This window comes from Celeribacter persicus (genome assembly GCF_003050785.1).
In the GTDB taxonomy this organism is placed as follows: Bacteria; Pseudomonadota; Alphaproteobacteria; order Rhodobacterales; family Rhodobacteraceae; genus Celeribacter; species Celeribacter persicus.
Genome location: NZ_QAOH01000003.1, coordinates 244,012 through 267,251, shown reverse-complemented (window position 1 = coordinate 267,251; position 23,240 = coordinate 244,012). Strand labels below are relative to the sequence as shown.

Annotated in this window: 21 protein-coding genes; 8 read left to right on the top strand and 13 right to left on the bottom strand. The window is 59.2% G+C overall.

The genetic code is table 11. The annotated features are described in order from the left end of the window. The first annotated feature begins 108 nt into the window (after positions 1-108). The 4 genes from pncA to C8N42_RS06000 all read left to right on the top strand — a co-directional run bounded on the left by pncA (position 109) and on the right by C8N42_RS06000 (position 4,432). The gene (gene pncA, locus C8N42_RS06015) at positions 109-708 is read left to right on the top strand and encodes a bifunctional nicotinamidase/pyrazinamidase (RefSeq protein ID WP_107815641.1); all 600 of its coding nucleotides are present in this window, start codon (positions 109-111) and stop codon (positions 706-708) included. Between the two features lie 4 nt (positions 709-712). After that, positions 713-1,972 (top strand): SulP family inorganic anion transporter, encoded by a 1,260-nt coding sequence (locus C8N42_RS06010; RefSeq protein ID WP_107815640.1) that lies wholly within the window; start codon positions 713-715, stop codon positions 1,970-1,972. A gap of 74 nt (positions 1,973-2,046) precedes the next feature. Next, positions 2,047-3,339: a nicotinate phosphoribosyltransferase gene (pncB, locus tag C8N42_RS06005; protein WP_107815639.1), complete on the top strand. Its 1,293-nt coding sequence runs from the start codon at positions 2,047-2,049 to the stop codon at positions 3,337-3,339. A gap of 76 nt (positions 3,340-3,415) precedes the next feature. Beyond that, the gene (locus C8N42_RS06000) at positions 3,416-4,432 is read left to right on the top strand and encodes a hypothetical protein (RefSeq protein WP_146168244.1); all 1,017 of its coding nucleotides are present in this window, start codon (positions 3,416-3,418) and stop codon (positions 4,430-4,432) included. Here C8N42_RS06000 and arfB read toward each other — a convergent pair. The 6 genes from arfB to C8N42_RS05970 all read right to left on the bottom strand — a co-directional run bounded on the left by arfB (position 4,429) and on the right by C8N42_RS05970 (position 9,596). Next, on the bottom strand, positions 4,429-4,845 hold the full coding sequence (gene arfB, locus C8N42_RS05995) for an alternative ribosome rescue aminoacyl-tRNA hydrolase ArfB (RefSeq protein WP_107815637.1): 417 nt from the start codon (positions 4,843-4,845) through the stop codon (positions 4,429-4,431). The genes C8N42_RS06000 and arfB overlap by 4 nt on opposite strands. A gap of 242 nt (positions 4,846-5,087) precedes the next feature. After that, the gene (locus C8N42_RS05990) at positions 5,088-5,729 is read right to left on the bottom strand and encodes a queuosine precursor transporter (protein ID WP_107815636.1); all 642 of its coding nucleotides are present in this window, start codon (positions 5,727-5,729) and stop codon (positions 5,088-5,090) included. A 93-nt stretch (positions 5,730-5,822) separates the two neighbouring features. Beyond that, the gene (locus C8N42_RS05985; protein WP_107815635.1) at positions 5,823-6,704 is read right to left on the bottom strand and encodes an esterase-like activity of phytase family protein; all 882 of its coding nucleotides are present in this window, start codon (positions 6,702-6,704) and stop codon (positions 5,823-5,825) included. Continuing rightward, a complete protein-coding gene (gene mepA, locus C8N42_RS05980; RefSeq protein ID WP_107815634.1) occupies positions 6,677-7,585 on the bottom strand; it encodes a penicillin-insensitive murein endopeptidase in 909 nt (302 codons plus the stop codon). Before mepA ends, C8N42_RS05985 begins: the two co-directional genes overlap by 28 nt. Further along, on the bottom strand, positions 7,575-8,957 hold the full coding sequence (locus C8N42_RS05975; protein WP_107815633.1) for an MFS transporter: 1,383 nt from the start codon (positions 8,955-8,957) through the stop codon (positions 7,575-7,577). Before C8N42_RS05975 ends, mepA begins: the two co-directional genes overlap by 11 nt. A gap of 105 nt (positions 8,958-9,062) precedes the next feature. Beyond that, positions 9,063-9,596 carry an acyl-CoA thioesterase gene (locus C8N42_RS05970; RefSeq protein WP_107815632.1) on the bottom strand — a complete coding sequence of 178 codons (534 nt, stop codon included), beginning with the start codon at positions 9,594-9,596 and terminating at the stop codon, positions 9,063-9,065. Between the two features lie 132 nt (positions 9,597-9,728). Here C8N42_RS05970 and C8N42_RS05965 point away from each other — a divergent pair, with 132 nt between their 5' ends. Both C8N42_RS05965 and recQ read left to right on the top strand, forming a co-directional pair. After that, positions 9,729-10,016, top strand: a complete 288-nt coding sequence (locus C8N42_RS05965; protein WP_107815631.1) for a YggT family protein — start codon at positions 9,729-9,731, stop codon at positions 10,014-10,016. A gap of 61 nt (positions 10,017-10,077) precedes the next feature. Continuing rightward, the gene (gene recQ, locus C8N42_RS05960) at positions 10,078-12,141 is read left to right on the top strand and encodes a DNA helicase RecQ (protein ID WP_107815630.1); all 2,064 of its coding nucleotides are present in this window, start codon (positions 10,078-10,080) and stop codon (positions 12,139-12,141) included. 10 nt (positions 12,142-12,151) lie between these two features. Here recQ and C8N42_RS05955 read toward each other — a convergent pair whose 3' ends face one another. From C8N42_RS05955 to C8N42_RS05930, 6 genes are all read right to left on the bottom strand, one after another. Continuing rightward, complete coding sequence (locus C8N42_RS05955; protein ID WP_107815629.1) at positions 12,152-14,314, bottom strand: ATP-binding protein; 2,163 nt, start codon at positions 14,312-14,314, stop codon at positions 12,152-12,154. A 175-nt stretch (positions 14,315-14,489) separates the two neighbouring features. Continuing rightward, complete coding sequence (locus tag C8N42_RS05950) at positions 14,490-15,233, bottom strand: metallophosphoesterase family protein (protein WP_107815628.1); 744 nt, start codon at positions 15,231-15,233, stop codon at positions 14,490-14,492. A gap of 60 nt (positions 15,234-15,293) precedes the next feature. Then, positions 15,294-16,133 (bottom strand): S-formylglutathione hydrolase, encoded by an 840-nt coding sequence (gene fghA, locus C8N42_RS05945; protein WP_107815627.1) that lies wholly within the window; start codon positions 16,131-16,133, stop codon positions 15,294-15,296. After that, on the bottom strand, positions 16,133-17,263 hold the full coding sequence (locus tag C8N42_RS05940; RefSeq protein WP_107815626.1) for an S-(hydroxymethyl)glutathione dehydrogenase/class III alcohol dehydrogenase: 1,131 nt from the start codon (positions 17,261-17,263) through the stop codon (positions 16,133-16,135). The genes fghA and C8N42_RS05940 overlap by 1 nt, the downstream gene beginning before the upstream one ends. A gap of 161 nt (positions 17,264-17,424) precedes the next feature. After that, on the bottom strand, positions 17,425-19,017 hold the full coding sequence (gene serA / locus C8N42_RS05935; RefSeq protein WP_107815625.1) for a phosphoglycerate dehydrogenase: 1,593 nt from the start codon (positions 19,015-19,017) through the stop codon (positions 17,425-17,427). 78 nt (positions 19,018-19,095) lie between these two features. After that, entirely contained in the window at positions 19,096-20,238 is a 1,143-nt protein-coding gene (locus C8N42_RS05930; RefSeq protein WP_107815624.1) for a phosphoserine transaminase, read from the bottom strand. A 212-nt stretch (positions 20,239-20,450) separates the two neighbouring features. On the opposite strand from C8N42_RS05930, the gene serB reads away from it, so the two are divergent. Both serB and C8N42_RS05920 read left to right on the top strand, forming a co-directional pair. After that, complete coding sequence (serB, locus tag C8N42_RS05925) at positions 20,451-21,329, top strand: phosphoserine phosphatase SerB (protein ID WP_107815623.1); 879 nt, start codon at positions 20,451-20,453, stop codon at positions 21,327-21,329. Beyond that, positions 21,322-22,080 carry a TSUP family transporter gene (locus C8N42_RS05920; RefSeq protein ID WP_107815622.1) on the top strand — a complete coding sequence of 253 codons (759 nt, stop codon included), beginning with the start codon at positions 21,322-21,324 and terminating at the stop codon, positions 22,078-22,080. Before serB ends, C8N42_RS05920 begins: the two co-directional genes overlap by 8 nt. Positions 22,081-22,103: 23 nt before the next feature. On the opposite strand, the gene C8N42_RS05915 is transcribed toward C8N42_RS05920, so the two are convergent. Then, complete coding sequence (locus tag C8N42_RS05915; RefSeq protein ID WP_107815621.1) at positions 22,104-23,102, bottom strand: asparaginase; 999 nt, start codon at positions 23,100-23,102, stop codon at positions 22,104-22,106. Between the last annotated feature and the right edge of the window lie 138 nt (positions 23,103-23,240).

Below are 23,240 nucleotides of genomic sequence, written 5' to 3'. Positions count from 1 at the left end.
CTCAAGGCGAGCAAGGCGACGGAGTGGTTTAAGGCAGCAAATGTCCTTTGCGGCAGGCTTGCCCACACTCCTCCTGCGCGTTACCACAGTGCGCAAAGGAGTCCTCCCATGCGTGCAGCGAACGAAGCTCTTATTGTCATCGACATCCAGAATGATTTTTGTCCCGGCGGTGCGCTTGCGGTTGCTGGCGGAGACGAAATTGTGCCGGGCGTCAATGCGCTCATGACCGAGTTCCCCACTGTGATCCTGACGCAGGACTGGCACCCGGCGGACCACAGCTCTTTCGCAACCACCCATGGCGCCGCGCCGTTTTCGACCACCGAAATGCCTTACGGCACACAGGTTCTCTGGCCCGATCACTGTATTCAGGGCACCGAAGGCGCGGCTTTTCACAAGGATCTCGTGACCACGGGCGACCTGATCATCCGCAAGGGCTTCAACCCGAAAATCGACAGCTATTCCGCCTTTTTCGAGAATGATCATGTGACGCCCACGGGGCTCGAAGGCTATCTGCGCACGCGCGGAATCGACACGCTGACCATGGTCGGGCTGGCGACCGATTTCTGCGTGAACTTCTCCGCGGTGGATGCCGCGAAGCTCGGCTTCAAGGTCACCGTGCGCGCCGATCTCTGCCGTGCCATTGACATGGACGGCTCCCTCACGGGGGCGCTCGACGGCATGAAGTCCGCCGGGGTCGAGGTCTTGTAGGGTCATGACACCGAAACTCTTCACCACCCTGAAAACCTACACCCGGGCCGAGTTCGGCTCTGATCTCTTCGCAGGCGTTACCGTTGCACTGGTGGCCCTGCCCTTGTCTATCGCCATTGCCATCGCTTCCGGAGCCGCGCCCGCCGTGGGGTTCGTCACAGCGATCGTTGCGGGTTTTCTGATCTCCGCGCTGGGTGGCAGCCGGGTTCAGATCGGTGGTCCCACCGGGGCGTTCATCGTCGTCGTGGCGGGCGTGATTGCCACCCATGGCTATGATGGTCTCGTTGCCGCGACCTTCCTTGCCGGGATCGTTCTCATCATCGCCGGTCTGTTCCGCGCGGGACAACTGGTGCGCCACGTGCCCGAAGCGGTGATCAATGGCTTCACCATCGGCATCGGCGTGATCATCGGCACCAGCCAGCTCCCCGATCTCTTCGGTCTTGCCGGACCGTTTCCCGCCGATTTCCTTGAAAAAATCCCGGCACTCTTCAAGGCTCTGCCCGGCCTCAACCCTGCCTCTCTCGCTATCGGTCTCGCAACTATGGTGTTGATCACGCTCCTGCGCCGCGCCTTTCCGCGCTTGCCGGGGTTGATTGTTGCAGTCGCTTTGACCTCTGCTGCTGTCGCCTTGTTCGATCTGCCGGTCGAAACCATCCGCTCCCGTTTCGGCGAGTTGCCGCAAAGCCTCCCGGCCCCGCATCTGCCGGATCTGAACCTTGCCACTCTGCGCGAGCTTCTGCCCTCCGCGCTGGTCATTGCCTTTCTCGCCGGTGTCGAATCCCTTTTGTCGGCCATGGTTGCCGACCGGATGATCGGTGGCAGGCACCGTTCCAATGCCGAGTTGATGGCGCAGGGCTGGGCGAATATCGGTTCTTCGCTTTTCGGTGGCCTGCCCGCCACCGGCGCCATTGCCCGGACCGCCACCAATGTGCGTGCGGGCGGCAAGACCCCCGTGGCCGGCATTGTCCATGCGCTGACGCTGCTGGCGATCATGATGCTCGCCGCGCCTTTGGCCAGTTATCTCGCCCTGCCCGCGCTGTCGGGTCTTCTGCTCCTCACCGCCTGGAACATGTCCGAACCGCATCGCTGGGGTGAATATCTGCGCGGACGGCGGTCCGATGTGGCGCTTCTGTTCATCACTCTGGTGCTGACCGTTCTCACCGATCTCACGGTCGCCATTGGCACCGGCATTGCGCTGGGTCTCGCCCTGCGCCTGTCGCGTCGCGGCGTCGAGGACCCGGACTGGACGCCGCGCGACAAGTGAGCGTTAACATCAACCTTGCCAAACCCTTGCCCGCCCTGCTTTAACAGGGCGGTTACTGGAAGAGGGCCTCTGACATGGTCGACATCGCCACCCGCGTCTACAATCACAAATGGAAGATCGACCCGATCGTCCGCTCCCTGATCGACACGGATTTCTACAAGCTCCTGATGTGTCAGTCGGTATTCCGCAACAAACCGGACACCACCGTCACCTTTTCCCTTATCAACCGCTCGAAAGACATTCGCCTCGCCGAGATGATCGACGAAGGTGAGTTGCGTGAACAGCTCGATCACGTCCGCTCCCTCTCGCTCAAACGCGGCGAGAGCACTTGGATGCGCGGCAACACTTTCTATGGCAAACGCCAGATGTTCCGCTCCGACTTCATGGAATGGTTCGAGAACCTGCGCCTGCCCGCCTATCAACTTGAAAAACACGATGGCCAATATGAACTGACCTTTGAGGGGAGCTGGCCCGAGGTCATGCTCTGGGAAATCCCCGCGCTTGCGATCCTCATGGAGTTGCGCTCCCGCGCCGTCCTCGGCCCAATGAAGAAATTCGAGCTTCAGGTGCTCTACGCCCGCGCCATGACCAAGCTCTGGGAAAAGGTCAAACGGCTCCAACCCCTCGACGGTCTCAAAATCGCCGATTTCGGCACCCGCCGCCGCCATTCCTACCTTTGGCAGGACTGGTGCGTGCAGGCCATGGTCGAGGGTCTGGGCAACAAGTTCACCGGCACCTCGAATTGCCACATCGCCATGATGCGCGATCTGGAAGCCGTCGGCACCAACGCCCACGAGCTGCCCATGGTCTACTCCGCGCTGGCCCGCGACGACAAGGCGCTGGCCGAAGCCCCCTATGATGTGCTGCGCGACTGGCAGGACGAGCACTCCGGCAACCTGCGCATCATCCTGCCCGACACCTACGGAACCAAGGGCTTTCTGGATCGTGCTCCCGATTGGCTCGCTGGCTGGACCGGTATCCGCATCGACAGCGGCGATCCCGCGACCGGGGCGGAGATTGCCATCGACTGGTGGAAATCACGGGGCGAAGACCCTTTGAGCAAGCTCATCATCTTCTCCGACGGCCTCGACACCGACAAGATCATCGAGTTGCATAAACAGTTCAAAGGCCGGGTGAAAACCTCCTTCGGCTGGGGCACTTTGCTCACCAACGACTTCCGCGGCCTGACCCCGGACGACGCTCTGGCGCCCTTCTCGCTGGTGTGCAAGGCGATCTCCGCGAACGGCAATCCGACGGTGAAACTGTCCGACAACCCGAACAAGGCGATGGGACCTGCCGAGGAAGTCACGCGGTATAAACGGGTGTTTGGGGTTGGTGAGCAGGAGGCGATGGAGGTTGTGGTTTAGGATAATGCACTTATTATATTAGGAAGTAATAAATCTATCTTTTCAGCAACAGAGGCGAATAGTGAACGAGTAGATCATGCCTAATGCAAGAATCCCATTTCCCAATAACCTAACACTTTCAGAAGTACTCAAATTCATTAAAGAATTAGACTATTATTCTCAACACGATCGAATAATTTTTGAACTAGCCCCGGGTACCTTTTTTGCTCCCTTTTCTATGTTGGTGATCGCTTCAAAAATTAGATACCTTCGTGAGAAATGCCCTCGACTTACTGTAGTATTCAATGGATGGGAACATCATGGATATCTGTCGCATATGGGTTTTTTCTCCATGTGTGGCTTCGACCATGGGAAGGAGCTTGGTGAGGCTCTAGGAAGTATCAACTACTTGCCACTCACAGAAATTTCTAAGGTAAGTTTCTATGAGAAATCAATTGATCAGTATGAAGAACTCCCAGACCTAATTCAGAGATCTGTGGATAGGAGCGCAGACGTACTTTGCAGAGATCATGATGAAAATGGGCAGATGTTCGATGTCCTTTCCTATTCCATTCGAGAAATATTTCGAAATGTGTTCGAGCATGCTGAGGCTGAAAGCCTGTATTTCTGTGCTCAGTTCTGGCCAAACAGCCAAAAAGTAGAGTTTGCCGTAGCTGATTTTGGAATTGGTATTCGGAATGGTTTGGGTACCAACCCAAACTTTCGCTTCCCAACAGACAAAGAAGCGCTTGAATATAGCTTACTTCCCGGCGTTTCAGGTAAAACACATTTGCCGCGCCGCTCAAACGTTTGGTTCAATTCTGGCTACGGGCTCTATATGACAAACAGGCTGGCTCGAAACGGTGGTAATTTCGTAATTGCGAGCGGAGAGTCAGCAATACACTTTACAAAAAAATCCAAGTGGAACTATATGACTAGCTTCCCTGGCACCGCTTTGCGCATCAATTTGGACGTTACTAAAATTGGTCGTGTTCAAGATCGCCTTAAAGAGTTCCGCGAGGATGGAAAAACCATAGCCGCAAAGATCAAAGGCTCAGCAAATAGGCCTCCCTCAGCCATGTCACTACTTCTACGTCGTGATTATGAGGACTAACCCACCTTCCCCCGCAACTTCTTAACCTCCCCCCGTTCCTTCTTCGCCTTGATCCGCCGCTCAACGCTCCCTTTCGTCGGCTTCGTCTTCACCCGGCGTTTCGGCACCACAAGCGCCTTCTGCACCAGTTCGGCCAATCGCTCCCGCGCGATCTCCCTATTTCGCGCCTGCGACCGGGTCTCTTCGACCTGAATGACGACAGCGCCTTCCTTGGTCCAGCGTCGTCCGGCCAAGCGTCTCAAGCGGTTTTTCACAGGTTCGGGTAAATTAGGAGAGCGCGCCGCTTCAAACCGCAACTCGACCGCCGTGGAGACCTTGTTCACGTTCTGCCCACCGGGCCCCGACGAGCGGATGAATTGCTCGGTGAGTTCCCAGTCGGCGATGGTGATTTGATCTGTGACGGTCAGGGGCATGGGGCAACTATAGCGCAAAGGAAAAGGGCTGCCAGATAGAGCAGCCCTCCGAGATCTCAGGAGATGGGCCAGTTAGGAAGACCCAATCAGGGATGTTTCACACTAGATTTTTCCTCTAGGTGGCGGCCCCCCCGACTGTCTTGACCTCGCTCTCCAACATCACTCTAGACACTGGACCACCTCCTTTCGATGAATTGCCGATAGGTAAATGGTGGCACAGATTTGGTATATGGCAAGTAAATTTATACCATACGTGCCGTGAGCCGCCTAACAATTAGGCGGAAAGGCACCAGAGCGATCAAAGCGAGGGCAAGTTTCACACACCAATCGGCCACTGCGAGCGAAACCCAAAGAGGAACAGGAGTGCCAAAATTCAGGAAAGGCACGCTTTCCCAGGCCCAAGACACTTCCATATCCGCGCTTTCGCCAAAGACATGAAGGTTCTGCGAGAAGGCGATGGAAAAGAAGATTGCGGTATCGAGAGCGGAGCCGATGATCGAGGAGGCAAAGGGGGCTTTCCACCACGAGCCTTCCCGCAGCTTGTCGAACACGAACACGTCCGTGAGCTGGGCGATGAGGAAAGCAATGGCGGACCCAATGGCGACACGAAGCGCCACAGCCTGATAGGTATAGCCGTCGCCTTGCAGGGTGATCTGCGTGCCGATAAGGGAGCACACGATCCCGGTGACGAAACCGGCAAAGATGACCTTGCGCGCGGATTGTACGCCATAGACCCGGTTCATCACGTCGGTGACGAGAAAGGCGAAGGGATAGGTGAAAGCGCCCCATGTCAGAAGCCCATCTGCGATGAGGAACTGAACGAGGATGTTGGAGGCCACGACAATGGCGGCCATGGCAAGAATGCCAGGAAGGATACGATTCATGATGTGACCCGTTTTTTATCGAAGGTGACGGCAACTCGGCCCCGTTTTGGGGCGACGCGGCGGTCTAACCCCCGCCCGGAGACAAATCAAGCCTTATTCTTCGACGCGGTAATCGACGAATTCGGTGCGTTGGAAGAACTTGAAATTGTTGTCGGACACCATCGTTACGCGGACATCGTCGGGGGTGCCCCAGACCGCGATGCCTTCGAGATTGTCATGGGTGCCGGTCAGCGTGCGCAGGAGAAGCTGCTCGTTCACGGGACCCTTCGGCCCAAGATCGAAGCGCCGCACACGGCTGGCAAAGCCCAGCCCGGTAAACCAGCGCTCCAGAAGATAGAGCCGACCGTCTGGACCGATATCAAGCCCCACAGGCAGGAAATCCGTGGTGCCGTCACGGGGGATCGACCACGGGCGATCCCAGCCCGCACCGGGGCGATAGCGGTAAAGTGGAAAGGGACGGGTCATCTCGCCGGAGCGTTCGGGCAATGTGTAAAGCGTACCCTTGCGATCTATGGCCAGTCCTTCGAGCGAGGAGTTGTTCTGCATCCCGGCAAAATCCGGGTGGTTCGGCAGATCGGTTAGCCGTCCGGTTTTCGGGGCCATTTGCGCGACGCGGTGGTTGCCCTCGAAGGACAGGAAAATCTGGCCACTCGACGAGACCGCAATCCCCTCACTGTCGTCGGAATAACGGGGCAGAGGCTTTCCGTCCGAGGTCAGAAACCCCTGCGCTGTTTCGACAAAAGCACCGGAAACCACACCCTTTTCGTCACGTTTGAGACCGCCATGGAACACCATCGCACGATCCGACAAGGCCCAGAAGGACAGACCATCCTCAGACAGCTCCAACCCCGAAAGCCCGCCGACCCGTGCATCCGCAGAAATCCAGGTAAAGGATCCGAGATATTTCAACTCTGCGGCCTGAGACAGGAGGGGCAGAGTGCTCGCGATCAGCGCGAGGACAAGACGGCGGAACATTGTGCGGGCAGCGTGGCGAGTGTGATCGGCGGTTTCGGTTTCGCGGGCTTGGCATTGGGATCGGGCGGCGGCGGGTTGAGGATGTTGTTCACCCATTCCTGCGCATCGTCGCACCCGTCACCGGAGGGTGGCGGAGCCTGATCCACGCAGTATTTATCGCCCTTCGGACAGTTCAACCGGACGTGGAAATGGTAGTGGTGCCCCCACCATGGCCGAATTTTCCGAAGCCATGACCGGTCGCCCGTCTCGTCCTTGCACATCTGAACTTTCGCGCCGGGGAAGACGAAAATCCGCGATACACGCGGGTCGGAGGCGGCTGCCTTGAGAATTTCGTGATGCGCGCGGGTCCAGCTTGCGTTCGTATAGGCGCCGGAGGCCCGCTGCATCGAGATCGACGACAGGTTTTCACGCTCCGCCCGGCTCAGGTCGAGACGTGTTGCCGGCAGCATCCAGATATCGGCGTCGAGACCGACCTGATGGCTCGCGTGTCCTGACGACATCGGACCGCCGCGCGGCTGGCTCATGTCGCCGATGTAGAGGCCGTTCCAGCCGGGCTGTGCGGCGGCCTTGCGTGACAGGTGCTTAAGGAAATCAACGAGAACCGGCTGACCCCAGTTGCGGTTGCGCGACAGGCGCATGGCCTGCCAGGTCGGACCGCTTTCCGGCAGGGCAATGGCCCCCGCCAGACAGCCTTGTGAATAGCTGCCGAAAGATGCAGGAGTTTGCTGCGAAGGCAGCGCCACGGGACCGAACAGGTCCTTGGCCGGACGGTGATCGGAGGAAGAGACCGAGACCTTGGGGGTCGGGGCCCTGTCCTTTTCGCCGCCCACACAGGCGGCCAATGTCGCGATCAGAGCGAAGCCCAACCATTTACGCATCATCAGTGACCTTTGTGCCTTCCGGATGCACCCAAGCTAGCAGCACGAGCCCCAGAATGAAAAGGGCGATGAGCGGAGTGATGCCGAGACGCTGGGAATTGGTGATATCGGAGACCACAGCGATCAGTGCGGGCGCAAGAAATGTGGTGGCCTTGCCGGAGAGCGCATAGAGGCCAAAGGCCTCGGTCATGCGCTCGGGATCGGCCTGTCGCACCATCATCGTGCGTGAGGCGGATTGAATCACCCCCGCCACGGCGCCGAGCACCGCTCCGCAGATGTAGAAGGCGATGTCGGGAAGCTTGCTGCCCGCCTCCACGGTCCTGAACAGGACGCTTTCACGCGTGATGGACAGAATGAAGAGGCAGACGGTCACCAACACGGCGATGGAAAAGATGATCACCGGTTTCGGGCCAAATTTATGGTCTGCGATACCGCCGAAATAGGTAAAGATCGCGCCGGTCAAGGCCGCGAGAATGCCGAAGACGCCGATTTGCACGACGCTCCATTCCAGCGCACCGAGCGCGTAGATGCCGCCGAAGGTGAACACACCGTTCAACGCATCGCGGTAGAACATCGAGGACCCGAGAAAGGCAAAGAGCGAGCGCCGTTTCGGCAGGCTGCGCAGGGTCTTCATCAACTCGTCGATGCTGCGGCCGATCGCCCCTGGTTGCGCAGTCACCGTACTTTTCGGCTCCCGCACCCAAAGGAAGAACGGCACCATCGAAATCACGAACCAGAGTGCGACGAAGGGGCCGACGAAGCGCGTGCCTTCCCGTGTGGCGGGGTCGAGGCCGAACAGCGGTGCGCTTCCCAAAAGCGTCACGCCCGCAGCATTCTCGGCAAAGAGCAAAAGCATGATCACCAGTGCGATGATCCCACCGACATAGCCCCAGGCCCAGCCATTGCCGGAGATTTTACCGATTTCCTCGCGCGACCCGAGAGCGGGTAAAAGCGCATTGGTGAAAATCGTGGTGAATTCGACGCCGATCAGGCCCAAAGCGAAGAAAACAAGCACCAGAACCGTGGGGAAACTCTCCGGCGAGGCGACCCAAAGCCCCGCCGATCCGATCACGTAAAGCGCGGAGAACAGCCAGATCCAGGGCATCCGTCGCTTGCTTTCATCGGCGATGGCCCCGAGCACGGGTGCGGAAAAGGCGATCATAAGCCCCGCGACGGTTAACCCGTAACCCCAGATCGACTGCGCCTCTGCTTTGGCATGCGCAGTGTCCATGCCACCCGCCGTCAGATAGGCGATCAACTGTTCGGCGAAATACGGCCCGAAAATGAAGGTGAGGACCAGCGTATGAAAGGGCTGCGTCGCCCAGTCATACATCATCCAGCCCCAGATGCGCTTGCGATGGCTCGGTTCCGCCATGTGCCTGTCCCTCTCACCTCAGTTGCGGCGATAGAACAGGCAAAGCACTGCGCACGCAACGCTTAAAGCGTTTCGTGAAAGGCTTTGACAGGCGCGGATCGGGCTTCAACGCGTTGGCGGCCAGAGCCGTGTGTCATCTGCCGCAATCCAGTTCTTTACCCAGTCCGGCAACTCAGGGCTTTCGACGCCCGGTTCCAGACGCTCAAGAAGCTCTTTCGGCGGCACCATCCTGCGCTTCTTGATCACGGCTCCACGGATCAGGATATGGTTGCAGCATTCGCCTTTTCGGTCCCACATCGACTGTTCGATATAGAGAAATTTGTCATCGAACCCGATAGGCGTTGTCACCATGTCCACGGTCTGAAACGTCGTGACCCGACGACGATAGCGCACCGAAGCGCCTGCGACTGCCATGCCGTACCCGCCTTCTTTCGCGGCCTTCGCCGTGCCGTTGCGGATCGACATCGGCACACGGCCGAGATCAAAGATTGTTAAGGTTCTGCCGTTATTCAGTTCAAGCCAGAAGTCGATATCCCAGGGCATACAGATATGCCGGGAATAATGCGGCTCGAAGAGGCCGAGTTTGGGCGCGTTTTTATATTTCCACGCCTGATAGAACATGCGGACGAAAGGATACATGCACGCCACTGTCTTGTTGCGAGGGCAAAGGTCAAGTCGGACGTTGCGGCATAGGTCGTCTACAGGCACCCTTGTGTGATCGGGACGGAGACCTTAGGTGAGAGAACGACCGTCAATATAGGAACCTGAAATATGCTGTCTTTGGTGCAAATTCTGCTGATGATCCTCGGCGTCGTGAAATTCGTCATGATCGTTCAGATCATCATGAGCTGGCTGATCAATTTTCAGGTGCTCAATGTGCGTCAGCCGCTGGTCTATCAGATCTGGGAAGGTCTCTCGCGCCTTCTGGAGCCGGTCTATCGCCCGATCCGCAAAATCCTGCCTCCGATGAATGGGCTGGACCTCGCGCCTCTGGTAGCCTTCATCGCGATTTATGCCATTGAGCGGATCATCTACAATAACATGGGCATGTTCTACTAAACGCCCTTGAGCCTCGTGCCTCTGCATGCGATTCTGTCGCCAATCATAAAGAGCAGGCGACATGGACACGGCACAGGAGCCTTTTGAGGGGCGCTTACAGGGGCTTTTATCCTCCGTTTTCGGATTTGACGACTTCCGTCCTGGGCAGGCGGAGATTGTGGAGGCCGTAGTTGCCGGTCGCGATGTGCTCGCCATCATGCCCACAGGCGGCGGCAAATCGCTCTGTTTCCAACTCCCCGCTCTGGTGCGCGACGGCTTGACCGTGGTGATTTCGCCGTTGATCGCCCTCATGCGCGATCAGGTGCAAGGGTTGCAAGCCGCCGGTGTCGCCGCAGGCGCGCTGACCTCCGGCAATACTGACGAAGAAAACGATGCGGTGTTTGCGGCGCTGTCCCGTGGCGAGTTGAAACTTCTCTACATGGCGCCTGAGCGGCTCGCCTCCGCCGGCACGCTGCCGCTGCTCCGCCGCGCGAATGTCTCCCTGATTGCCGTCGACGAGGCCCATTGTGTTTCGCAATGGGGTCATGATTTCCGACCCGATTACCTGCGTATCGGCGATCTCAAACGCGCGCTGGGCGTGCCTCTGGCGGCCTTCACGGCCACCGCCGACGAAGAAACTCAGGCCGAGATCGTCACGCGCTTGTTCGATGGCATCCAACCCGAAAGTTTCCTGCGCGGGTTTGATCGTCCGAACATCCACCTCGCCTTTGCCGTCAAGGATAGCCCGCGCCGCCAAATCCTCGATTTCGCAAGCGCGCGTAAAGGTCAGTCCGGCATTGTCTATTGCGGCACCCGCGCCAAAACCGAAAGCCTCGCAAAGGCGCTCTCGGACGCGGGTCATATGGCGCTCGCCTATCACGGTGGCATGGAGCCGGAGCGTCGTCGTGAGGTCGAGCGACGGTTTCAACAGGAGGACGAGTTGATCGTCGTCGCCACCATCGCCTTCGGCATGGGGATTGATAAACCGGACATCCGCTGGGTCGCACATGCCGATCTGCCGAAAAGCGTCGAAGGCTATTATCAGGAAATCGGACGTGCGGGCCGCGACGGTGCTCCGGCCGAGACGCTCACCCTCTTCGGTCCCGACGACATCCGCTTTCGCCGTACCCAGATCGACGAAAGCCTTGCCCCCCCGGAGCGCCGCGCCGCTGATCATGCCCGCCTCAATGCCCTTTTGGGGCTGGCTGAGGCGCAGGTCTGTCGGCGTCAGACGCTTCTGAAATTCTTCGGCGAAGAAGCCGCGCCCTGCGGCAATTGCGATCTCTGCGATAACCCGCCGGAGATTTTCGACGGCACAACGGCGGTGCGCAAGGCGCTCTCTGCCGTGCTGCGCTGCGATCAGGGATTTGGCGCGGGGCATCTCATCGACGTGCTGACAGGCAACCTGACCGACAAGGTGCGCCAGTGGAACCATGATCGCCTCTCCGTCTTCGGCATCGGCAAGGACTATGACAAACGCCAGTGGAACGCGATTTTCCGGCAGATGATGGGCGCCGATCTGCTGCGCCCGGACCCAGAACGCCACGGCGCGCTCTACATGACCGAGCCGGCGATGCCGATCCTCAAGGGCGAAGAGACGATTACCCTGCGCAAGGACACGCTGGCGAAGGCGCGCAAAGGCCCGGTCGCCAAGGCGCTGGTGTCCGAGGAAGACGCGCCCGTGCTCTCCGCGCTCAAGGCGAAACGCCGCGCGCTCGCCGAAGAGGCCCGCGTGCCTGCCTATGTGGTCTTTGCCGACCGGACCCTGATCGAGATGGCCGAAAAACGCCCGCAGACGCTCGACGAGATGGGGCGGATCGGTGGGGTCGGGGCGAAGAAACTCGAACGCTATGGCGATCTGTTTCTCTCCGTCATACTCGGCGCGCCGGTACCGGAACTGCATCCCGCTCGGCGCAAGCTGGCGAGCTCTGGCGGTGGCGATCTGTTCGACCGGTTGCAGGTGATCCACCACGATCTGACGCGCGGTGCCTGCGGGACGCTCAAGCCGATGAGCCTCACGGCCTCGCAGATCACCAGACTCGTGAAAATGCGCCCCGGTGATATGGCGAGTTTTGCCCGCATTGTTGGCGACAAACCCGCCGAGCGTTTCGGTCCCGCGATGATTGAGGCGATTCACGCCGCCTGACGTGTGCGGATCACTCCCCGGCCATGACCTCCGCCCGTTCTTCCGGCAGGATCGGACGGCAATCCTCGGGCAGTTCCTGTAGAATACGGTCGATGATCGCCGCCTTGCGCAGCGGTTTCGTCATGTAATGATCGAGACCTGCGGCCAGAATGTCCTGATCGTCGCCAGCCATGGCATGCGCCGTCAGCGCGACGATCGGGATATGTATGCCTGTATCGAGTTCGAGCGTGCGGATTTGCCGGGTGGCTTCCTTGCCATCGACCTCGGGCATGGAAATGTCCATGAACACCAAGTCGGGCTGGAAGTCCTGATACAGTTCCACCGCCTCACGCCCGTTGGCGGCGAAACGCAATTCGATGTCGAGCGCCTTGAGCATCTTGCCGAACACGAGCTGGTTGGTCTTGTTGTCTTCGGCCGCGAGAACCCGCATCCGGCGTGTCGGTTCATGGCCGATCATCGGTTCGACCGGCACAAGATCGGCCAGCGCCCGCCAGAGATCGGCCCTGAGAAGCGGTCTTTGAAGGGTCTTGGCATCCTCTATGTCATAGCTCCCTGCCGGGACCGGCCCCGAGGTCATCAGCAAAATCGGAGCTTTGAGGCCACGCGCGCGCAACTCGCGGATCACCCCGCCGATATCCTCATAAGGCAGTTTGTTGTCGATGAGATAGACCTGCGCATCAAGGGGTGACGCGAGAAGGGCTTCGGCGCTCTCGAAAGGCGAAACCTCGAAGCCGAGCGCGGTCAGTTGTTTTTCGAGAATGAGCGAATTGGCGTGGATGTGATCCACAAGGGCCGCCTTGTGCATCCAGGAGGGGAGGGCGTGTGCCTTGTTTTCTTCGACCACATCCATGGTGATATGAAAGCCGAAACAGGAGCCGACACCCTCTTCGCTGTCGACCCAGATCTCGCCGCCCATGAGCTGTACGAGCTGGCGCGTGATCGCGAGGCCAAGCCCGGTGCCCTCGAACTTGCGATTGCGCTCGTCCTCGACCTGATTGAATTCGCCGAAAATGTGCTCGATCATGTCGGGCGCGATGCCGATACCGCTGTCTTCCACTGACACATGAACGCGCTGGCGTTTGCCGTCTTCTTCAGGAAGGCCGACGACACGCACGATCACATGTCCCTTGTTGGTGAATTTTACCGCATTGCCGATCAGATTGGTCAGAACCTGTCGCACCCGTCCCGGGTCGCCGATGAAATGCGTCGGCATGAACATGTCGTAGTCGATGATGAGGTCGACGCTCTTTTGCGTGGCAGAAGGCTGCAAAAGCACCATCACGTCCTGAATGCAGCGCTCCAGATCGAACGCATCCGGATGCAGAGAAAGTTTCGAGGCCTCGATCTTCGAGTAGTCGAGCACATCGTTGATCAGGGTCAAAAGCGCTTCGCCCGAGGATTTGATCGTATCGACGTAAAGGATTTGCTCCTCGGTCAGACCTGTTTCCGACAAAAGATCGGCCATACCCACCATGCCGTTCATCGGTGTGCGAATCTCGTGGCTCATATTGGCGAGGAAAGCGGATTTGGCGCGGTTGGCGGCCTCCGCCTTGCTTCGCGCTCTCTTGAGGCGTTCCTCATAACGAATGGTCGAAGTGATATTGAGACCGAGCGACACCATGTCCCCCTCCGGGGAGCGGCGGTCCACAAGCTTCACGAACTGGTTGTTCCAAAGCCGGATGGTTTGCGGCTCCCGCACTGGTGCACGCCAGCGTGTCATCGCCTGGTTGATAAACGTCTCCCGTGTCAGGTCGCCGATGTCGACGATGCCTTCCTCCACCGCCAGACGCACGATCTCAGGGTAGGTGATGCCGGGTTTGACATCCTCCAGCCCGTCAAAAATCCGCAGATAGGCCGGGTTGGCGGCGATCATGATCTCGGAAGGGTCGAACACGGCGAAACCGTCCTGAATCGTTTCGATCGAATCCCAAAGCCGACGCTCCGCAATATGCACAGCGACATTGGCCTTCTCAAGGTCCTCCCGCGTGCGCAGGTTTTCATCACGCAGAACCTCGGTTTCCTCCCGCGTGACGATGATCTCGTCGGAAAGATGTCGCGCATGCTGGGACAGCTTGCGGTTGGCTTCGAACAGTTCTGCCTGTTTCAATTCCAACAGACGCTCGGCGGCAAGACGTGCGCGACGTTCCTGTGACAGTGTTTCCGACAGTGACATACGAGACCTCTTCAAACCCTGCCGGACATGGAATCCGGGCTTTGCGCCAGAATGGTCCGAACAGGGTGAAAAGAGTCTTAACCGGATCGTGAAAATTGACGGAAAATTCGCGGCTTTCGTCCCAGTGGCGGTAAAAGCCTTTTGGAATGTCGACCGGACAGTGGCTGTGCGTGCTTCAGGCCGGTTCGGCGTGGAACAGCGGTGCGCGACCTGTCTCTGTCACCACCTCTTCAACGCCGTTCTCAATGACCATTGCCGTCATCGGACGCCCGTAGCCTGCGCCAGAGTCGATGTCGATGCGGTGGCCGAAATGCGTCGGGGTGTCGAGCGCGGTGTGACCATGCACCACCGTGTAGGGCAGAGCGCCGTGGTAATCGAGCCAACCTTCGCGAATCCAGATCAGGTCGTCCTCCGTCTGGTGTTCGACCGGCACGCGCGGGCGGATGCCCGCGTGGACGAACAGGTAATCGCCCCAGGCGTAGGTCAGCGGCGCGTTCTCGATGAATTCGATATGCGCTTCCGGTACGGCCCTGGCGGCGCGCATATGGGCCAGTTCGAACTCCCCGTCCACCGCCTCGACCCCGTAGGAGGCCAATGTGTCGGGGCCGCCCAGAGCCGGGTGGAGCCAGCTTTTGCCGGATTTGATATGATCGTCATGGGCGATGCCATGGCGCACGAAACGGGTGAACATCCGGTCGTGATTGCCGCGAATGGTCCGCCAGGGTTTGCCCTCTGCGATCCCGTCCATCAGGTATTGGATGACCCCCGCACTGTCCGGCCCGCGATCCACATAATCTCCGAGGTGGATGATGCGCGCGTCCGAGTCTCCGACCCGTGCCTTGTCCGCCTCGATTCGCGCATGCGCGGCTTTGAGCATGTCGAGTTGACCGTGAATGTCGCCGATGGCGTAAATGCGCAAGGGAGCCTCCCTGGGTGTGTCGCGCGTCGGATGAGCGGCTCTGATCCGACGCGAAACGTGTCAGGACTTCATGCGGATCGCATGCCACTCCAGATGGTCACGCATGAAGGTGGAGATGAAGTAATAGCTATGGTCATAGCCCTCTTGCATCCGGAGTGTTAGAGGCTGTCCGGTCTTTTCACAAATCTGTGTCAAAAGCTCCGGTTTGAGCTGATTTTCAAGGAAATTGTCGGATGTGCCCTGATCTACAAGGATTTCCGGCACACGTGCGCCATCCTCAATGAGCGCACAGGCGTCATACTCCCGCCACGCCGCTTTGTTCGCACCGATATAACCGGTCAGTGCCTTTTCGCCCCACGGGCAATTCAGCGGGCTGACGATGGGGGCAAAGGCCGAGACGGATTTGAACGCGCCCGGATTGCGCAGCGCGGCGGTTAGCGCGCCGTGCCCGCCCATGGAATGGCCCATGATGCTGACGCGCTCCATATCGGCAGGGAAATGCGCGCCGATCAGTGCGGGCAGTTCCTCTTCGATATACTCCCGCATCCGGTAGTGTTTTGCGAAAGGCTCCTCTGTGGCGTTGACATAGAACCCGGCACCGAGACCGAAATCATAGGCGCCTTCGGCATCATCCGGCACGCCCTCGCCACGCGGAGATGTGTCCGGCGCAACAAAGATCAGGCCAAGCTCCGCGCAGGCCTCGCGGAACTCGCCCTTTTCGGTGACATTGGCCTGCGTGCAGGTCAGACCCGAGAGATAGAACACCACCGGAAGCTTTTCGCCGTCCTCATGATCCGGCACGAAGACGGAAAATTCCATCTCCGTCCCGGTCGCTTTGGACGCATGGGTGTAAACGCTTTGCGTGCCACCGTGACTGCGGTTTGTGGATTTAACCTGCATCAATATTCCACCACGGCACGGATCGACTTGCCCTCATGCATCAGGTCAAATCCGTGGTTGATCTCTTCGAGTTTGAGCTTGTGCGTGATCATCGGGTCGATCTCGATCTTGCCGTCCATGTACCAATCGACGAATTTCGGCACGTCCGTGCGCCCTTTCGCGCCGCCGAACGCCGTGCCTTTCCAGACGCGGCCCGTGACCAATTGGAACGGACGGGTGGAAATCTCTGCCCCCGACGGTGCCACGCCGATGATCACAGAAACGCCCCAGCCCCGGTGCGAACATTCCAGAGCGTCGCGCATCACCTTGACGTTGCCGGTGGCATCGAAGGAATAATCCACGCCGCCGATCTGGTCCGCGCCACGTTTGGTGAGGTTGACGATTTCCTCAACGACAGTACCTTCGATTTTCGAGGGATTGATGAAATGGGTCATACCGAATTTCTTCGCCATCTCGGCCTTGTCGTCATTGAGATCGACACCGATGATCATATCGGCCCCGGCCATGCGCAGGCCTTGAATGACGTTCAAACCAATGCCGCCTAGACCGAACACAGCGGCGGTGGACCCGATTTCCACACCAGCGGTGTTGATCACGGCGCCGATGCCGGTGGTCACGCCACAGCCGATGTAGCAAATCTTGTCAAAGGGCGCGTCGTCACGGACTTTCGCCAGCGCGATCTCCGGCATGACGGTGTGGTTCGCAAAGGTGGAACAGCCCATGTAGTGATAGATCGGCGTGCCATCAAGCATCGAAAACCGCGTGGTGCCATCGGGCATCAGGCCTTGGCCTTGGGTGTTGCGGATCGCGGTGCAGAGGTTGGTCTTGCCGGACAGGCATGACGGGCATTCGCGGCACTCCGGTGTATAAAGCGGAATAACGTGATCGCCGGGTTTCAGCGTGGTCACGCCTTCGCCGACTTCCAACACAACACCCGCGCCCTCATGGCCGAGGATACAGGGGAAAATCCCCTCCGGGTCCGCGCCCGAGCGGGTGAATTCGTCGGTATGGCACAGGCCCGTGGCCTTCACCTCGATCAGAACCTCGCCCGTCTTCGGTCCCTCAAGGTTCACGTCCATAATCTCAAGCGGCTTCCCCGCCTCAAGCGCAACTGCGGCTCTTGTTCTCATGGGGTCTTCCTCCCTTGTGGGGCCCTCGCCCCGTTTGTGCATGTCGATATGTTAGCGCTTTGATGCTGTGTTAGGCCATAAAAAGACGACGGGCCGCTGGTTTGTCCAGCGGCCCGTCTGATTGTTTTCCTAAAGAGGCCTGTGCGACCAGAGATTCGCGATCAGGCTTTGAAGTGCAGCGGGATCACGCGCTGGAACAGGCCAGAGTCCTTCAGCGCCTTCACTGTTTCCGCCTTCACCGGCGTGTCGAGGAAGGTCATCGCGATCGCATCGCCACCCGCGTCGGTACGGCCCAGCGTGAAGTTTGCAATGTTTTCGTTATGCTCGGCCAGCAGCGTACCGAGTTTGCCGATGATGCCCGGCACGTCTTTGTTGGTGGTGTAGAGCATGTGCTCGCCGACCTCGGCGTCAATGGTGATGCCTTTGATCTGGATGAAGCGCGGCTTGCCATCGGAGAACACCGTGCCCGCGATGGTGCGGTATTTCTCGACGGTCTGGATGTCGAGTTTGATGTAGCCTTCGAACGACCCCGACGCGTCTTGCGTGGTTTTCGAAAGCTGGATGCCACGCTCTTTCGCGATCAACGGCGCGGAGACCATGTTCACGTCCGGGTTCACCGCCTGCATGATACCAGCCACGACGGCGGCTTCGAGCGCCTTGAGGTTCATTTCGGAGGCGACGCCATCATAGGTGATGTTGATCGTCTCGATGGCTTCCTCGGTCACCTGACCGATGAAGGAGCCCAGAGCTTCGGCAAGCTTGACCCACGGGCCCATGACCTTGGCTTCTTCGGCGGTCATCGACGGCATATTCAGCGCGTTTTCGACAGCCCCGTCCATCAGATAGTTGGACATTTGCTCGGCCACTTGCAGTGCCACGTTTTCCTGTGCTTCCGTGGTGGAGGCGCCGAGGTGCGGCGTGCAGACCACGTTCGGAAGACCGAACAGCGGGTTTTCGGTTGCAGGCTCTTCCGAGAACACGTCGAAGGCCGCACCGGCAACGTGACCGGATTTGATCAGCTCGGCGAGGGCAACCTCATCCACAAGACCGCCGCGGGCACAGTTGATGATGCGCACGCCTTTCTTGGTCTTTTCAAGGTTCTCTTTCGAGAGGATATTGCGGGTGCTGTCGGTCAGCGGCACGTGCAGCGTGATGAAATCGGCACGTTTCAAAAGCTCGTCCAGCTCGACTTTTTCAACGCCCAGTTCGCCAGCGCGCTCCTCGGAGAGGAACGGATCGTAGGCGATCACTTTCATTTTCAGGCCCAGAGCACGGTTGCAGACGATGCCACCGATGTTGCCCGCACCGATCACGCCCAGCGTCTTGGCGGTCAGCTCGACCCCCATGAATTTGGATTTCTCCCATTTGCCTGCCTGTGTGGAGGCATCGGCGGCGGGGATCTGACGGGCGACCGCGAACATCAGCGCGATGGCGTGTTCTGCGGTGGTGATCATGTTGCCGAACGGCGTGTTCATCACGATCACACCTTTTTTCGACGCGGCTTCCTTGTCGACGTTATCGGTGCCGATGCCTGCACGCCCCACCACTTTCAGTTTGGTGGCTTTTTCCAGCAGGGAGGGGGTCACCTTGGTCGCGGAACGGATCGCAAGACCGTCGTATTGACCGATCACCTCGGCGAGCTTTTCCTTGTCCTTGCCAAGCTCGGGCATGAAATCGACGTCGATGCCACGATCACGGAAGATCTGAACGGCGGTTTCCGAGAGTTTGTCGGAGACGAGAACTTTGGGGGCCATTGGAGGGCTCCTATCTAACAGAATTCTTTGGGGAATACGGGCGGTCGGGCCGCCCGTCAGGTCCTTGGGTGCGCGGGCTTATTGCTCGGCGATGCACTCTTCAAAGGCCCATTTGAGCCAGAGCGTCAGGGCTTCGATGTCGGAGGACTCGACCGTCGCACCACACCACACGCGCAGACCGGCGGGGGCATCGCGATAGGCGCCCACGTCGTAGGCTGCGTTGTACTCTTCGAGTTTCTTTGCCACGGCTTTCGCGAAAGCAGCGCCGTCCTTGATGCGCTCATCGGTAAATTTCAGGCAGACCGAGGTGTTCGAACGGGTCGCGTCGTCCTCTGCGAGGTTGGCGATCCAGTCGTGACGGTCGCAGAAATCCCAGAGCACTTTCGCGTTGGTGGTGGAGCGTTCGATCAGCTTCGGCAGGCCGCCGATCTTCTTCGCCCACTCAAGCGCCACGAGGTAATCCTCGACCGCAAGCATGGAAGGCGTGTTGATCGTCTCTCCCACGAAGATACCTTCGATCAGCTTGCCGCCTTTGGTCATGCGGAAAATCTTCGGCATCGGCCATGCGGGGGTATAGCTTTCCAGACGCTCAACCGCACGCGGCGAGAGGATCAGCATCCCGTGCGCCGCTTCGCCGCCCATCACCTTCTGCCAGGAGAAGGTGGTGACATCGAGCTTGTCCCACGGCAGGTCCATGGCAAACGCGGCGGAGGTCGCGTCGCAGATGGTCAGACCTTCGCGGTCGGCGGGGATCTTGTCGCCGTTCGGGACGCGCACGCCGGAGGTGGTGCCGTTCCAGGTGAACACGACGTCGGTGTTGAAATCGACCTCCTTGAGATCGACGATCTGACCGTAATCGGCGGTTTTCACCTCGGCGTCGATTTTGAGTTGCTTCACAACATCGGTGACCCAGCCGGAACCGAAGGATTCCCAAGCGAGCATCGTGGCCTTGCGGGCACCCAGAAGCGACCAGAGCGCCATTTCGACGGCGCCGGTATCAGAAGCGGGCACAATCCCGATTTTGTAATCGGCGGGAACGCCCAGGATTTCGCGGGTCGTCTCGATGGCGGCTTTCAGCTTGTCCTTGCCAACCTTGGCACGGTGCGAACGGCCCAGCGGGGCGTCAGCCAGCATTTCGACGGAGAAATTGGGGATTTTGGCGCAGGGGCCAGAAGAGAAACGCGGGTTAGCAGGACGCGTTTGCGGGTGCTTGGTAGCCATATGTGCTATCCTTCCAGATAAATGCCTCTCGTTGGGGAGAGGTGTCCCGCCGCTGCATCTATGCCCTTTCCGGGCATCTGGCAATTCCCATTTTCGTGTCCACGTCAAAATTCCTTTCCGCAGGTGAGCGGGAGGTTAAGACTGGTAAGCCCGCGTTTCGCGCGCTATCAGGCAAGCAAAATTCGCCCTCCATATGACCTTTCGGAGCCGCCATGTACGTCGTCACGCTTCTGACCAATCCCGCCTCTCCCGCGCTCAATCTGACCACCGTCGACGCGCTGCGCTCGGCCTGGGGCGGTGGCGATCTCAAGTGGCTCGCGCTCGGTGAAGCGGCGGAATTCATGGTCGAGAGCGTACCGTCGAACCAATGGGATGTCTGGCAGGGATTGCAAACCCAAGGCATTGATATGATTGTTCTTCCTGCCGAGGGACGTCGCAAGAAGATGCTCTTGGCCGACATGGATTCGACGATGATCCAACAGGAGTGCATCGACGAGCTTGCGGATGTTGCTGGCGTCGGTGAGCGGGTCAAGGAGATCACCGCCAAGGCGATGAACGGCGAGCTGGATTTCGAGGGCGCGCTGCTCGAACGGGTCGGGCTTTTGAAGGGTCTGCCGGAAAGTGTCATTCAACAGGTCATCGACACCCGCGTCACCTTCATGCCCGGCGGCAAGGAACTGGTCGCGACGATGAAACGTGACGGGGCCTATTGCGCACTGGTCTCCGGTGGCTTTACGGCTTTTACCGGGTATGTCGCCGAAACGCTCGGATTTGACGAAAACCGCGCCAACACGCTTCTGGTGGAAAACGGTACCCTCGTGGGCAAGCCCGGTCTTCCGATTCTCGGGCGTGCGGCCAAGGTGCAGGCGCTTGAAGAGATTTCCGAACGTCTCGGCATTCCGCATTCCGATGTGATCGCCGTAGGGGATGGGGCAAACGATCTGGGCATGTTGAAGCTGGCGGGGGCGGGTGTGGCGCTTCATGCGAAACCCTCGGTCGCCGCCGAATGCGACATTCGCATCAACCACGGCGATCTCTCGGCGCTGCTGTATGTGCAGGGTTACGCCAAATCCGACTTCGCCGATGTTTGAGGTCTCACTCGACCTTCTTTTGATTCTCATCGCTGCGGCATTTGCCGCCGGGTTTGTCGACAGCATCGCCGGTGGCGGCGGGTTGATCACCGTGCCTGCGCTGATGCTCGCGGGCATACCACCGGTGCAGGCGCTCGCGACCAACAAGGTGCAGGGGCTGTTCGGCGCAGGTATGGCGGCGATCAACTATGCCCGTGCCGGTCATGTGGACCTGCGCAAACAGATCGGCCCGGCGCTTTTATCATTCTCCGGCGCAGTACTTGGCGCGCTTTTGGCAAGTTCGCTTCCCACGGATGTGATTCGCCTCGGGTTGCCTGTGTTGCTGATCGCCATCGCATTGTTCTTTGCCTTCAAACCCGGTCTCAACGACATGGACCGGACCCAACGCATCACGCCGGTGCTTTTCGCCACCACCTTCGTCCCTTTCATCGGCTTCTATGACGGGCTTCTGGGGCCGGGGACAGGCGCGTTTTTCATGCTCGGTTTCGTCAGCCTCGCGGGCTACGGCATCCTCAAGGCCACCGCGCATACCAAACTTTTGAACTTTGCCTCCAATGTCGGCGGACTCGTGGGGTTCGTTCTTGTGGCCAAACCCTTGTGGATGCTCGGCCTTGCCATGGGGGCGGCGCAGATCGCCGGAGCCTATGTCGGCTCGACACTGGCCACGAAAGTCGGCGCACGGTTGATCAAGCCGGTGCTGGTGATCGCCTCGACGGCTTTGGCGCTCAAACTCGTTTCCGAGTGGTTTTGAGTATTTGAGCCATTAGAAAAGCCTTAGTCCGGAAATCCCGTAGCCGGTTTGATCTCGCCCGTGTTGATCCCTGCGAAATTCGGGACATCGGGATTGAGCCGCTTTTTCACCAAGGGGTCATTTGCGTCGAGCGCACCGAGTTTCACGAGAATCGCGGCGATGGCGCATTCGGAGGCGCGTGTTGCTCCGTCACCGATTTTCAGCGCTACTCCCAGACCCTGTTCCGACAGGATGGCGGTAAAGACACCCTCGGCCCCGGTCTTGATCGTCGCTTTACCACGGGCGGCGCGCATCAGTTCGGTGCAGGCACGGCCTTCGCCTGCGACGAGATCTGGGTGGGTACGCATCGCTTTCGCCAGCCGGAAAGCCGCACGCTCCATCGTGTTGCCATCTTCACGCGCTCCCGCGAAATAGCCCATTGCCCTGCCAAGCCCCCGGACAGAGGTCGCGAAATTCGGGGCGGAGCAGCCGTCGATACCAAAGCCGGGAGAGGTTTCCCCGGTGACGGTTTCGAACGCATCAAGCACGGCTTTTTGCACGGGATGATCCGGGTCGACGTAATCGGGTCCTGCCCCAAGATGCTGGGTGAGCGTGAGGAAACCGCAATGTTTACCGGAGCAATTGTTGTGGATGCGGCACTTGCCTGCATCGGCCTTGATCTGCGCGTTGCGGGTCGGAATGTCCCACGGTTCCTGCGGGCCACAGATCAGGTCGTCCTGCGTCAGGCCGAGATCCTTGAGCCAGGCCGCCACCCGGTCGGTGTGGATGACCGCCCCCTGATGCGAGGCGCAGGACAAGGCGAGCTGATGCTCGGTCAACCCCTTGGCATCGGCGGCGCCGGAGGTGACCAGAGGCAAGGCCTGGATCATTTTCACCGAGGAGCGCGGCAGGATCACCGTGTCGATGTCTCCCCAGCCTTCAATGACTTCGCCACGGGCGTTGCAGATCACGGCAAACCCGGCGTGACGGCTTTCCAGAATGGGGCCGCGCCAGACTTCGACCATCGGGTGCATTTCAACCATCTTTTCCGCCCCTTCACGTTTCAGCGAATTTCTGCCAAGGGCCTTTCCCAAATCGGCGGATTTACGTTACTGTGCCCCGAAGACGATGGAAATGGCCTGACCTTGCCGGAAAACCGCAGCTATAGACAGCGGAGGACG